The sequence below is a fragment of the uncultured Roseovarius sp. genome, from assembly GCF_947489715.1.
Lineage (GTDB): Bacteria > Pseudomonadota > Alphaproteobacteria > Rhodobacterales > Rhodobacteraceae > Roseovarius.
The window spans coordinates 424236-437463 of record NZ_CANLER010000001.1 but is presented as its reverse complement, the minus strand read 5'-3'; the positions used below and the strand labels follow the sequence as shown (position 1 = coordinate 437463).

General features: G+C 57.5%; 13 protein-coding genes. 12 read left to right on the top strand and 1 reads right to left on the bottom strand.

Annotated elements, in window-relative coordinates:
* Positions 1 to 136 precede the first annotated feature (136 nt).
* The 12 genes from Q1B27_RS02095 to Q1B27_RS02040 all read left to right on the top strand — a co-directional run bounded on the left by Q1B27_RS02095 (position 137) and on the right by Q1B27_RS02040 (position 12069).
* A complete protein-coding gene (locus Q1B27_RS02095) occupies positions 137 to 1078 on the top strand; it encodes a phosphoadenosine phosphosulfate reductase (RefSeq protein WP_299842900.1) in 942 nt (313 codons plus the stop codon).
* A 72-nt stretch (positions 1079 to 1150) separates the two neighbouring features.
* The gene (pyrC, locus tag Q1B27_RS02090) at positions 1151 to 2188 is read left to right on the top strand and encodes a dihydroorotase (RefSeq protein ID WP_299842897.1); all 1038 of its coding nucleotides are present in this window, start codon (positions 1151 to 1153) and stop codon (positions 2186 to 2188) included.
* A 22-nt stretch (positions 2189 to 2210) separates the two neighbouring features.
* On the top strand, positions 2211 to 2888 hold the full coding sequence (locus tag Q1B27_RS02085) for an orotate phosphoribosyltransferase (protein ID WP_299842894.1): 678 nt from the start codon (positions 2211 to 2213) through the stop codon (positions 2886 to 2888).
* Positions 2889 to 3095: 207 nt separating this feature from the next.
* Positions 3096 to 4586, top strand: coding sequence for a replicative DNA helicase (locus Q1B27_RS02080; RefSeq protein ID WP_299842891.1), 1491 nt, complete (start codon positions 3096 to 3098; stop codon positions 4584 to 4586).
* 227 nt (positions 4587 to 4813) lie between these two features.
* Positions 4814 to 6628 carry a CHASE domain-containing protein gene (locus Q1B27_RS02075; protein WP_299842889.1) on the top strand — a complete coding sequence of 605 codons (1815 nt, stop codon included), beginning with the start codon at positions 4814 to 4816 and terminating at the stop codon, positions 6626 to 6628.
* The gene (locus tag Q1B27_RS02070; protein WP_299842886.1) at positions 6625 to 7071 is read left to right on the top strand and encodes a response regulator; all 447 of its coding nucleotides are present in this window, start codon (positions 6625 to 6627) and stop codon (positions 7069 to 7071) included. The genes Q1B27_RS02075 and Q1B27_RS02070 overlap by 4 nt, the downstream gene beginning before the upstream one ends.
* A gap of 145 nt (positions 7072 to 7216) precedes the next feature.
* Entirely contained in the window at positions 7217 to 8257 is a 1041-nt protein-coding gene (gene alr / locus Q1B27_RS02065; RefSeq protein WP_299842883.1) for an alanine racemase, read from the top strand.
* A complete protein-coding gene (locus tag Q1B27_RS02060) occupies positions 8254 to 9039 on the top strand; it encodes an ABC transporter permease (RefSeq protein ID WP_299842880.1) in 786 nt (261 codons plus the stop codon). The genes alr and Q1B27_RS02060 overlap by 4 nt, the downstream gene beginning before the upstream one ends.
* Positions 9036 to 9791 carry an ABC transporter ATP-binding protein gene (locus Q1B27_RS02055; protein WP_299842877.1) on the top strand — a complete coding sequence of 252 codons (756 nt, stop codon included), beginning with the start codon at positions 9036 to 9038 and terminating at the stop codon, positions 9789 to 9791. The genes Q1B27_RS02060 and Q1B27_RS02055 overlap by 4 nt, the downstream gene beginning before the upstream one ends.
* 410 nt (positions 9792 to 10201) lie before the next feature.
* Positions 10202 to 10633, top strand: coding sequence for a DUF2852 domain-containing protein (locus tag Q1B27_RS02050; protein ID WP_299842874.1), 432 nt, complete (start codon positions 10202 to 10204; stop codon positions 10631 to 10633).
* Positions 10634 to 10687: 54 nt separating this feature from the next.
* Positions 10688 to 11137 (top strand): RDD family protein, encoded by a 450-nt coding sequence (locus tag Q1B27_RS02045; RefSeq protein WP_299842871.1) that lies wholly within the window; start codon positions 10688 to 10690, stop codon positions 11135 to 11137.
* Between the two features lie 104 nt (positions 11138 to 11241).
* Positions 11242 to 12069: an arginyltransferase gene (locus Q1B27_RS02040; RefSeq protein WP_299842869.1), complete on the top strand. Its 828-nt coding sequence runs from the start codon at positions 11242 to 11244 to the stop codon at positions 12067 to 12069.
* A 5-nt stretch (positions 12070 to 12074) separates the two neighbouring features.
* Here the strand turns inward: Q1B27_RS02040 and Q1B27_RS02035 are convergent, their stop codons facing one another.
* A complete protein-coding gene (locus Q1B27_RS02035) occupies positions 12075 to 13151 on the bottom strand; it encodes an acyltransferase (RefSeq protein ID WP_299842866.1) in 1077 nt (358 codons plus the stop codon).
* Between the last annotated feature and the right edge of the window lie 77 nt (positions 13152 to 13228).

The window sequence follows — 13228 nt, the reverse complement described above, 5'->3', positions numbered from 1 at the left end:
AGGCCACGCGGTGCCAGGCCGGACCAGACCTTTCGGAATCCACTTGGATTCTACTGAAAATATCCCGATGATGCGCTATCATGATATTTGAACCCGCGGATGGCACGCAGGGCGTATGTGTTGAGGGCTGAGTAAGATGAAAGACATCACGGACAGTTATGAAACCCCTCTGAACGGATTGGATTGGCATAGCTGGCTGGACAAGCTGACGCACATCACGGACGAAGATGGATACGCCGAACGACTGGGGGATCGGCACGCCGCTATTTTCGTCGAGGAAAAGCCCACACTGCTGGTGACCTTCGAAACCCATCAAACGATTTACGAGCAATCCGACATGGGCCATCCGATGGGATGGGAGATGGTCAAGGCGTTGAAATGGTCGCATCTCTGCCTGGTCAGCGACGGTGAAACCTGGTTCCGCGATCCCAGGGTTTTCGGCTATATCGACCGGCTTGTGGATGACGGGTTTTTCGAGGATTTCGAGCAGGTGATCTTTTATGGCGCGGGTTCCTGCGGCTATGCGGCGGCAGCGTTTTCCGTGGCCGCACCGGGCGCACAGGTTCTGGTGCTACAGCCCCAGGCCACGCTTGATCCCTGTGTTGCCGAATGGGATCAGCGGTTCCGTCATATGCGTCGCACATCCTTTACAGATCGCTACGGCTATGCCCCGGACATGCTCGAGGCGGCACAGCAGGCTTTCGTGCTGTATGACCCCGAGATTACCGAGGACGCGATGCATGCGGCGCTCTTCAACCAACCCAATGTCACCCGGTTCCGCATGCGCCATATCGGGCTGAAGATGGAGCAATCGCTGCTGCGCATGAACGTTCTTTTGCGCCTCATTGCCCAGCTCAGCGCCGGCAAACTGGACAGTCGACGCCTGGCCTGGCTGTTTCGCGCGCGGCGGGATGACGCCGCCTATCAGTTCAACATGCTCAAACGCCTGTCCACCGCCAACCGCCCCTATCTGGTGATGCTTCTGGCAGGAAAGGTTCTGGAAAAGCGCGAGGCGCCACCGTTTCGCAAGGCCTTCTCACGTGCACGTCAAAAACTTGGCCTGCGCAGCGTGACATAACCAGTTCGCAGCGACCCGAATTCCCACAGAACACGTCTGGCGCGCTGCGACACGATTGTGTAATGCCGTGGCATGAGCCAGAACCTGACACTCCGCCGCCCGGACGATTGGCACCTGCATCTGCGTGATGGCGCAATGCTGCAAGCCGTGCTGCCCGAAACCACACGCCATTTCGCCCGCGCGATCATCATGCCCAATCTGGTGCCACCCGTCGTCACCGGGGCACAGGCCGCTGCCTATCGGGACCGCATTCTTGCGGTGTTGCCAGATGGCGCAGATTTCACCCCGCTGATGACACTTTACCTGACCGAAGACACCGATCCCGACGATGTGGCCGCCGCCCATGCCAGTGGGCTCGTCTCGGCGGTGAAACTCTACCCCGCCGGGGCCACCACGAACTCGGCCAGCGGGGTTGCGAATTTCGACAAGGTGCGCGGCGTGCTGGAACGCATGGCACAAATCGGACTGCCGCTTTGCCTGCACGGCGAGGTAACAGACCCTGCCATCGACATTTTCGACCGCGAGGCGGTGTTCATCGACCGCGTGCTGGATCCCATTCGCCGTGCCACACCCGGCCTGCGTACCGTGATGGAACACATCACAACCCGCGACGGTGTGGATTATGCCCTGAGCCAGGAAAACCTTGGCGCGACGATCACAACCCATCACCTGATCATCAACCGCAATCATATTCTGGTCGGTGGGATCAAGCCGCATTACTACTGCCTGCCCGTCGCCAAGCGCGAGGATCACCGCCTTGCCCTGCGGGCGGCAGCAACTTCGGGTGATCCCCGGTTCTTTCTGGGCACCGACAGCGCGCCGCACACCGATGCGCTCAAGGAAAACGCCTGTGGCTGCGCGGGGTGCTTCACGGCCACCAACACCCTGTCGATCCTCGCCCATGTGTTCGAGGAAGAAGGCGCGCTCGACCGGCTCGAGGCCTTTACCTCGCTCAACGGCCCGGCCTTCTATGGCCTGCCCGTGAATGACGGCACGATAACGCTCAGCAGAGGCGATACTGTCACCTACCCCGAAAAGATTGACACCGAAGACGGACCTGTCACCGTCTTTGATCCCGGCTTTCCGCTTACATGGTCCGTGACCGCCTAGTCCGAACAGGAGTTTCCGCAACATGATCCCGTCCAGCTATCCCGATGCCTCTGAAATTGCCCGCCTGACCGCGCGAATGCTGTTGGAAATCGAGGCCGTGCATTTCAACGCGGAGGAACCGTTCACGCTGGCCTCGGGATTGCCCAGCCCGACCTATATCGACTGTCGCAAACTGATCAGCTTTCCGCGCATCCGCAGCACCTTGATGGATTTCCTGACCGTCACAGTGATGCGCAATGCGGGGTTTGAGGCGTTTGACAATATCGCGGGCGGCGAAACCGCGGGCATCCCCTTTGCGGCACTGGTGGCCGAGCGCATGGCCCTGCCGATGACCTATGTGCGCAAAAAGCCCAAGGGCTATGGCCGCAACGCCCGCATCGAAGGCGCGATGGCCGAAGGCGAGCGTGTACTTCTGGTCGAGGATCTGACGACCGATGGTGGATCCAAGCTCAGCTTTGTCGATGCCATTCGCGAAACTGGTGCCTCCTGCGGCCACACGGCGGTGATCTTCTACTACGGCATCTTCCCGGAGACCGAAAAGACCCTGGGCGATCACGGCGTGGCACTGCATCATCTCTGCACCTGGTGGGATGTTCTGGCCGAAGCCCGTGCACAGGGCAGCTTCACCAGCGCGACCCTCGATGGAGTCGAGGCTTTCCTGAACGATCCGCGCAAGTGGCAGGAAGCGCATAAAAAGTAGGGGACAAAATGTGGACTAATTATCCACAGAATCGCATTGGGAGCTCAATATATGGCGTCACCTGCTGGATTGAACTCGATATAGGGTAGTTTTCGTGTTATCCACAACAATATCCACAATGCTCAGGCCGGGTCTTCCACAGGTCTTTCCACGTAGCGGAATATTGAGTGAGCAGTTAATTAACCCCTCAATAAGGGGACAGGCAGAATGAACGAAATCGCAACATTCAATGCGACGGGCGCAGAGATTCAGAACGCGGAGACGATGCCGCATTCGATCGAGGCAGAGCAGCAGCTGCTGGGCGCGATCCTGACCAATAACGATGTCTATGATCGCATCGCATCCATCATCAGCTCACAGCATTTCTACGATCCCGTTCATGCCCGTATTTTTGACGTGGCTTCTGCCCGTATCGCCAAGAATAACCTTGCATCGCCGGTCACTCTGAAGGCATTTCTGGAAGAGGATGAAGGGCTCAAGGAGCTGGGCGGCCCGGCATATCTCACACGGCTGGCCGGCGCGGCGATCAGTGCCTTTGCGGTACGCGATTATGCCCAGATGATCTATGATCTGGCGATCCGCCGCGAACTGATTGGCCTGGGTCAGGAGATCGCCGGCAAGGCCGCCAGCGTCGAGGTCGATAGCGAACCCAAGGACCAGATCGTCGAGGCCGAGCAACGCCTTTATAACCTTGCCGAGCAGGGCCAGACCGATAGCGGCTTTCAATCTTTCCTGAAGGCCGTGACCGACGCCGTAAACGTGGCCAACGCCGCCTATATGCGCGAAGGCGGTCTGGCTGGCATCGCCACCGATCTCGTGGACATGGACAAGATGTTGGGTGGGTTGCACAAATCCGACCTTCTGATCCTGGCAGGCCGTCCCTCGATGGGCAAAACCTCTCTGGCCACCAATATCGCGTTCAATGTCGCCAAGGCCTATAAACGCGGCACCCACCCGGACGGTACCGAAGGCGCAGTCGATGGCGGTGTCGTCGGTTTCTTCAGTCTTGAAATGAGCGCCGAACAGCTGGCGGGTCGTATCCTGGCCGAGGCATCCGAGATTTCCTCGCACAAGATCCGTCAGGGCGATATGGACGAGGTTGAATTCCGACGTTTCGTTGATGCCGCCAAAGAACTTGAGGCCTGCCCGCTTTTCATCGACGACACAGCCGCAATTCCGATCTCGCAACTGGCCGCACGCGCCCGGCGCCTTAAACGTACGCATGGGCTGGACCTTCTGATCGTTGACTACCTGCAACTGGTGCGCGGCACCTCGGATAACCGTGTGCAGGAAATCGGTGAGATTTCTATGGGCCTCAAGGCCATCGCGAAAGAGCTTAATATCCCCGTCATCGCCCTGTCGCAGCTGTCGCGTCAGGTTGAAAGCCGCGATGACAAACGTCCTCAGCTTTCTGACCTGCGTGAATCTGGCTCCATCGAACAGGATGCAGACGTGGTCATGTTCGTCTTCCGCGAGGAGTATTACGTCGAGCGCGAAAAACCATCGGATGAGAAACTGGACGAGGTCGCCGAGTGGCAGGAGCGCATGTCACGCCTGCATGGCAAGGCCGAGGTTATCATCGGCAAACAGCGCCACGGACCCATCGGTACAGTCGAACTCAGCTTTGAAGCGCAATTCACCCGTTTCGGTAATCTGGTGAAACCCTGGCAACAGAACAGCGCCGACCAGGAATTCTGATCGCTGATCAATTGCAGTGTTTTATTGGCAATCCCTGTCTTTTATCCCGGTATTGCAACGCGCCTCTGATGCGGTGAATTTCGTTAAAATACGGCTTAACTAGGCCGTGTCGGGCATGAAAATTAACTCATAATTCACTCTTTCACGACAAATCTTAACACGGTCGTTCTGGTGGTGCGGTTTCGTATCGGTCTTGCGATTGATGAAATGTGTAGCGGGGGCGCACAGTGAATTCCGATTTGACGGCGAAAAATCCTGATGAAGACGCAGTAGAGGCTGAGCGCTCTGCAATTGCGCGTATGAGCAAGCTCAATGCGGTGCACTGGCTTGCCGTGCTTCTGTCTTTGCTTCTGACGACCGGCGCCTGGTACATTACCAGCCTGCAAGTGGCGTCACAGGCAGAGAACAGATTTACGCGTTACTCGAACCAGGTTCTGGAACTGGTTCAGGAACGGATGACAAGATACGAAGATGCGCTGGCGTCCGGCGTCGCCGCGATCCAATCCGCTGGCGGCGAAATCAGCTATGAGGAATGGCGGGCCTTCACCGAAGCCTTGCAGATCGAAACCAAGTATCCCGGTATCAATGGTATTGGCATCATTTACCGAATACCGCGTGCCGAGGTTGGGGAATTCCTTGCCAAGCAGCGGCAAACCAGGCCCGAATTTCGCGTCTATCCCGAGCATGAAGGCGAAACCCTCTACCCGATTACCTATATCGAGCCCGAGGGTGAGAACTCTGTCGCACTTGGTCTGGACATGGCGCACGAAACCAACCGTCTGAATGCGACGCTGAAGGCACGTGACAGCGGGAAGCCCCAGATCACAGGGCCAATCGTTCTGGTTCAGGACGCGCAAAAGACACCTGGTTTCCTGTTTCACATGCCGTTCTACGCCGGACAACAGGCTGCTACGATTGAAGAGCGGCGGGCGAATTTCGTCGGAACGGTTTACGCGCCGTTTCTGTTCCACAAACTCATCGAAGGTGTGTTGGGCAAGGATAGCCGTCTGGTACAGTTCTCGATACGCGATGATGACGAAGTCCTTTATGACGAAAACGATCGGAACAGCAGCGAATTCGAACCGCAATACAGATTAACCCGGGATGTCGAATTCTATGGTCGGACATGGACATTCGACATCTGGGAAACACCTGAATTCAGATTTACCAGCCGCAGCAATGAACCAATCATGATCTTGGTGGGGGGGCTGGTCATTGATGCCTTATTGTTCAGTCTCTTCGTGCTGTTAACGCGCTCCAACCGCAGGGCGCTTGTATTTGCGGATCAGATGAATGTGAAAGCGCGCAATCGCGCTGAATCGTTGCAACGCTCGAACGAAGATCTTGAACGGTTCGCCTTCGTCGCATCTCACGACCTCAAAACCCCGTTGCGAGGCATCGGTTTCCTTGCCGAATGTATCCGTGACGATCTGGAAATTCTGCAAGACCATGATCCTGAATCCGAGCTTTTGGAAAACCTCGAAATGTTGGAAGACCAGGTGCGGCGGATGGACAATCTGATTACAGGTATCCTCACCTATTCCAGTATTCGGTCAGATTCCGTGATTTCCGAAACCGTCGAAACCGCACAACTGATACAATCGCTATGTGCCTCTGCCGGGTTGCGCCCCAATCAATACACGCTGAGCGGCGATTTGGTGGAGATTGCCACAGATGCGATACGGCTGGAACAGGTTCTGCAAAACCTGATCAGCAATGCGCGAAAGTACCATCCTGAACCGGACAAGCTCGAACTCAACATAAATATCGAGGATCGGGGCGAGCGTTTGCACTTTTCCGTCTCAGATAACGGCCCCGGTATTGACCCGCGATACCACGGCAAGATCTTCGAGATGTTTCAGACCTTGCAGCCTTCAAAATCTGCCGACAGCACTGGTATCGGCCTGTCGATTGTTCAGAAAACTGTCAAACTTTACGATGGCAACATTCAATTGGACAGCCAGTTGGGTCAGGGCAGCCGCTTTACCTTCGACTGGCCCAAACACCTTTCGGATACCGTAGAAATGAAGATCGCAGCATGACCACAGCAGACACAACCGAAGTTCATTTGCTACATGTCGAAGATAACGAACTCGACGCGATGGCACTCAGACGGGCATTTGACAAGCTCGGTATCACCTTGCCCTTGGCACGGGCACGAGACGGTGTAGAGGCGCTTGAAAAACTGCACGCCGCGACCGACCAGCATCAATCCCCTTCGCCGCAAACCGTGATCCTGCTGGACATCAATATGCCGCGCATGAACGGCCATGAATTTCTGGGCGAGCTACGCCGTGATCCGGCGCTGTGCCATGTGCCGGTTTTCGTTCTGACAACATCTGACCAACCAACGGATATTCGGAAAGCCTATGAGCAACATGTTGCGGGCTACATTGTCAAACCTGTAGGATCGGGCAATTTCGTCGAACGGATCAAACGGTGGAGCCAATTTCTGTCTATGATCGAACTGCCATCGACAGGCTGACAAGTGGGCAACGCTTAAAAACCCGCCAGAACCAGCATGTGCAAGAACCCCGACAGGCCATGCGTAACCCATCTTTTCCTGACCTGCTTCGCACCAGCGCGCATTCCCCCTTGACCCGACCGACCAGCATGTCAAAACCCACCTCATGGGAACCGCTACTCTGTCAATTGATCTGGGCGCGCTGATCGCCAACTGGCGCGCGCTCGACACACGCAGCACGACCGAGACCGCCGCCGTGGTCAAGGCCGATGCCTATGGTCTGGGTGCAGATCGCGTCGGTCGGGCTTTGGCCCGCGCCGGTGCCCGAACGTTCTTTGTTGCCGCCGCCGAAGAGGGTGCCGCCCTGCGTCGTGCGATGGGTCCGGGGCCCGTCATCAACGTCTTTTCCGGCCACATGCGCGGCGACACCGACATGATCGGAGACATGGCGCTGACACCGATGACAAACTCATTCGACCAGCTTGTGCGCCATATCGAGGCCTTGCCCGGCCACCCCTTTGGCATCCAGCTCGATACCGGCATGAACCGGCTTGGGATGGAAGCATCTGAATGGGCCGCCGTGCGCGACATCGCCCTGCAACAGAACCCCACGGTCATCATGAGCCACCTTGCCTGTGCCGATGAGCCCGATCACACGATGAATGCGCAACAGCTGACCACCTTTCACGAGATGACCGAGGGCATTAACGCCCCCCGCAGCCTTGCCAATACCGGCGGTATTCTGATGGGTGCGGATTACCATTTCGACCTTACCCGCCCCGGCATTGGCCTTTATGGTGGCCTGCCCTTCGCTGATGGCACCCCCGTTGCCAGCTTAAGCGTGCCCGTCATTCAGTGCCGTGACCTCGACGAGGGAGAGACTGTGGGATACGGCAACGCCTTCACCGCCACCCGACCGACCCGCATCGCCACCATTGCCGCGGGCTATGCTGATGGCGTGATCCGCGCGATGGGACACGACGCACAACTCTATGCCGATGACATAGCCTGCCCAATTGCCGGCCGCATCTCGATGGATATGATCGGGGTCGATATCACCGATCTGGACGATCCCAACCCCAAGGCGCTGGATTTACTCGGGCCGCGTCAAGGCATCGACACACTCGCAGAGGCCGCGGGTACGATCGGCTACGAAATCCTCACCTCATTGGGCGCGCGCTATAATCGCCGCTATGTCGGCGGATGAGTTGGTTCTTCGCCGCCCTGGCCGCTATTGGCCGCCCGGTGACAAGGGGACTTGGCACGCTGGGGCGTCTGGCAATCTTTGGCGGTGAAGCGCTCAGCCATATGCTGCGCCCGCCGTTCTACTTTAAAGAAATTCTTCAAAGCCTTCTGAGTGTTGGATATTTCAGCCTTCCAGTTGTTGGCATGACAGCAATATTCACCGGCGGCGCATTGGCCCTCCAGATTTATTCCGGCGGTGCGCGTTTCAACGCCGAGGCGGTCGTTCCGCAGATTGTCGCCATCGGCATGGTCCGCGAACTGGGTCCGGTTCTGGTGGGCCTGATGATTGCGGCACGAGTGACTTCTTCGATCGCAGCCGAGATTGCCACCATGAAAGTGACCGAACAGATCGACGCTCTGGTCACGCTATCGACCCACCCGATGAAATATCTGACAGTGCCCCGCGTCCTGGCCGGGCTGATAATGGTGCCGCTTCTGGTGGGGATCGGTGATATCATTGGCATTCTAGGTGGGTACGTTGTGGGTACCAAATCGCTGGGTTTCAACCCCGCAGCCTACCTGCAGAACACAGTGAATTTCATCGAAGCGCGCGATGTCATTTCATCGCTGATCAAGGGGGCAGCCTTTGGATTTATCGCCACGCTTCTGGGCTGCTATCACGGCATCCATACCGGACGCGGCGCACAGGGCGTGGGGCGCGCCACCAAAAGCGCGGTCGAAAGCGCCGCCATTCTGATCCTTGCCGCCAACTTCCTTCTCACCAGCATCCTGTTTTCCCTATGATCGAGCTTAAGCACGTCCATAAAGCATTCGGCAGCAACAAGGTGCTGCGCGGGGTCAACCTGACCATTGAAAGCGGTACGTCGATGGTGGTGATCGGCGGATCGGGCACCGGCAAATCCATCTGCCTCAAAAGCATTCTGGGCCTTGTCAGCCCCGACAGCGGCACCATCACGCTGGACGGCAAGGACGTCACGAATGTCCGCCGCTCCGAACGTGACAGTTTCCTTGCCCGGTTCGGCATGCTGTTCCAGGGCGGCGCGCTCTTCGACTCCCTGCCTGTCTGGCAGAACGTTGCATTCCGGCTTCTGCGTGGTTCGCTCAAGCGCCCCAAAGACGAGGCCCGCACCATCGCCATCGAAAAACTCCGCCGCGTGGGTCTAAAAAAAGAAGTGGCAGATCTTTTCCCGGCAGAGCTGTCCGGCGGAATGCAGAAACGCGTCGGTCTCGCCCGCGCTATCGCCGCAGAGCCAGAGATCATCTTCTTCGACGAGCCCACAACCGGGCTTGATCCGATCATGTCAGGCGTGATCAACGATCTGATCCGTGAAATCGTGGTCGAAATGGGTGCAACCGCGATGACCATCACCCATGATATGACCAGCGTGCGCGCCATCGCCGATAATGTCGCCATGCTTCATGACGGCGTAATTCAGTGGACCGGCCCGGTGGCCAAGATGGACGAAAGCGGCGATCCCTACCTTGAGCAATTCATTCACGGCAGCGCCGAAGGCCCGATCGAATCCGTGCGTTAGGTGGTGTGCAGCACTTGGGCTGGCACTCCGTCCACGACGTTGGGGCCGCCGTGTCTTTGAAAAGACAAACGGTGAGCTGACGGGAATTTGCAGAATGCGACAGATGTCAAAGGTTGTTTGTGTAAACACTGACACTGATGACAAGAACACTCGCAAACAAAATGATTGAAATAAAACGCATTCAGAACCCCTCCTGTCTTGCAGAATAACAGCTCAGCCAAAATCCCATAGTCATGAAAACCTGACCCTGACATTGGGATAACCTAGAAAATCAGGCGATTTCAGCGCTCAGCCATCCAGAATGTAAAAAAGATTTACATCACCCCTTGCAACCACTGGCCCGACTCCCAATCTATGTAATGTGAAAGACATTCACATACACAAAAAACCATCGAAAGGACTTGAACCGAATGACCACCTTTGCCCAAACTTCCCCTGCCACCGGCTTCTCCGGATGGTTGCATCGGGCCGAGGCCTGGCTGGACAACAAAGGCAAAGCTGCCTGGATTATCGCCATTGTTGTGGCCTTCATCCTCTTCTGGCCGCTTGGCCTTGCCCTTCTCGCCTACATGTTCTGGAGCAGAAAAATGTCCCGCCTGTCCAATGGCCTCTCTTGCAGTCGCCGCGCCCAGCGTCACAACCACATGTCACGCCCCACCGGCAATGCCGCCTTTGATGCCTACAAGACCGAAACCCTGCGCCGCCTGGAAGAAGAGCAGGAAAACTTCGAAGCATTCCTGCAACGCCTTCGTGACGCCCGCGACAAGGCAGAGTTCGATCAGTTCATGGACGAACGCGCCAAACCGGCCGCAACCGAAGACGGCGACGAAAAAGACGCCTGAATGGTCTGGCCCGGGGTTCACCCGGGCCCTCCGCGTCCCTATATCGTGCTACACATGACTGATACCACCTGGCATATCCCCGACCCGCTGTCGCAACCCGATTTCTATGCGGACGTCCCCACCAAACGGCTTATCGCCTGGGTGGTTGATACGGTTGTGATCACCGGCGTTTGCCTGCTGATCCTGCCGTTCACGGCCTTCACCGGCTTGTTTTTCTTTCCCTTTCTGTTCCTCTGCGTCAGCTTTATCTACCGCGTTATCACCATCGCCGGTAACTCGGCCACCTGGGGCATGCGCCTGACCGCGATAGAATTCCGCACCGGACAGGGCCGCCGCTTTGACCTGTCGATGGCTTTCCTTCACACGCTGGGCTACAGCATCTCGTGGGCGCTCTTCATTTTCCAGATCGCCTCGATCGTTTTGATGCTGACCACCGCGCGTGGTCAGGGCCTCAGCGATCACATGCTGGGCACCGTAGCCATTAACCGCCGGGCCCGCAGCTGAGGCGTGAACCCGGTGGCGTATGCCGGGTTTACCGACATTTTATTATCTCTTGGCCTGTTACAGGTTCGTTGCTATCGTTCTGTGACAGCACTAAAAAAGATGAAATGCGCCATACCCTTCCCATCGCGCCCCAGTTCTATGTGACGGCTCCGCAACCCTGTCCCTATCTTGAGGACCGGATGGAACGGAAATTGTTCACCGCCCTGCAAGGCGAAGCGGCGCAGCGGCTGAATGACGGGCTGTCGAAACAAGGCTTCCGCCGGTCACAGAATGTGCTCTACCGGCCCTCCTGCGCGGATTGTGCCGCCTGCCTGTCCGCCCGCATCTCGGTCGAGGATTTCACCCCCTCAAAAAGCCAGAAGCGTACCTGGAAGCGCAATGCGGGTCTGGAACGTCGCGCCACCTCTCCCTGGGCCACGGATGAACAATACGAGCTGTTCCGAAGCTACCTGGAAAGCCGCCATGCCAGCGGCGGCATGGCCGATATGGATGCGTTCGAATTCGCCGCGATGGTCGAGGAAACGCCCATTCGCACCCGCGTCGTGGAATATGTTGACCGCGACACCGGTGAACTGGTGGCGGTCTGCCTGACCGACGTGCTGGATGATGGCGTCAGCATGGTCTACTCTTTCTTCACGCCGGACCGCCCACGTGACAGCCTGGGGACCTATATCATCCTCGATCACATCCAGATCGCCCGCGATGCAGGCCTGCCACATGTCTATCTGGGCTATTGGGTACCGGGCAGCGCCAAGATGGGCTACAAGGCCGGGTTTTCAGGGCTGGAGCTTTATGTGAACGGCGATTGGGAACGCATGCGCGACCCCGCCGATTACGATGCGCGCCGCCATCCTCTCAGCAATGATCCGATTGCCGAACAGGTGGCCGATATCTCGTTGCCCGATGGCCGCCCGCTGCGGCCCAGCCGCTAGAAGGCTCAGGCCCGTCGCGGCACTTCCTCGGTTTCGAACTTTTGCGACAGGTGACGCCCCCACAGGTTCGTCGGGCGCTCGACCAGCAGATAGGTCAGAATCGACAATAGCACCGTCACCACCGAAACAAGCGCGAATTTCGCAAGATCCGGCAGCGCCACATAGCTGTTTCCCATCAGGGCGATTAGCACGAAGATCACCAGCAGGTGCCACAGGTAGATGCTGTAGCTGACCGATCCCACCAGTACAAAGGCGCGTGACCGCAGCAATTGCGCCCTGCCCGGCATGACCCGGTAGCTGATGATGATCAGTGCCGTCGCCACCGCCATCAGTGCCGCGGAAAACCCGGTATCGGTGATCAGGGCCAGAACAAACACCGCATACCCGCCCATCAGCCACCGGCGCCAGGTAAACGTATCATCTTTCAGCAAATGCGCCCGCATGTGATGGCACCACGCCCCCAGAAAGAAATAAGCGCCATAGGTGATCGGCAGGAAATGCGCGGCATGTTTCGGCAGCCAAAGCTCTCCGATCAGGCGCGATATACCCGACAGCAACAGCAGCAAAAGGAACACGATGATGAAACTGCGTCGTCCTACCCGATGGACCAGCAGAAACGGTAGTGCCGCATACCAGAAAATTTCGATCGGGATGGTCCATTCCACTCCGATCAGGGAATTGGCCACGCGCGCATCCCAGGCGCTCAGGAAGGTCAGATGCGCCAGCAGATTATAGGCGTCGGCCTTGCTGTCATATAGCTGCATAAAATAGGGCGCGCCCATCACACCCGTGACGATCAGCGTGAAGAACACCAGCACCGCCAGGTAATAAAGCGGCGCGATCCGCATCAGGCGGCGCACGAAATAGGGCGCGAAACCGCTCGATCTCAGATAGGTCGCGGCAATCGTGTAGCCCGAGATGACAAAGAAGATCTGCACACCGAACTTGCCGTTATCACTGGCGATCTGCCCTATCCAACCGAATGCATCGAAGGCACGGGTATGCACGGCCACCACCATCAGCGCCGCGATGGCGCGCAACCCGGTGATGAAATCCGTATCGCCGTATTGCCGCAGCAGCATGGACTCCCTTTCCGGCCTGTCAAATCCTTCCCATTCGGCCTAGGCAGCGCACGGGCAAAGGTCAATCCCACCGGTCA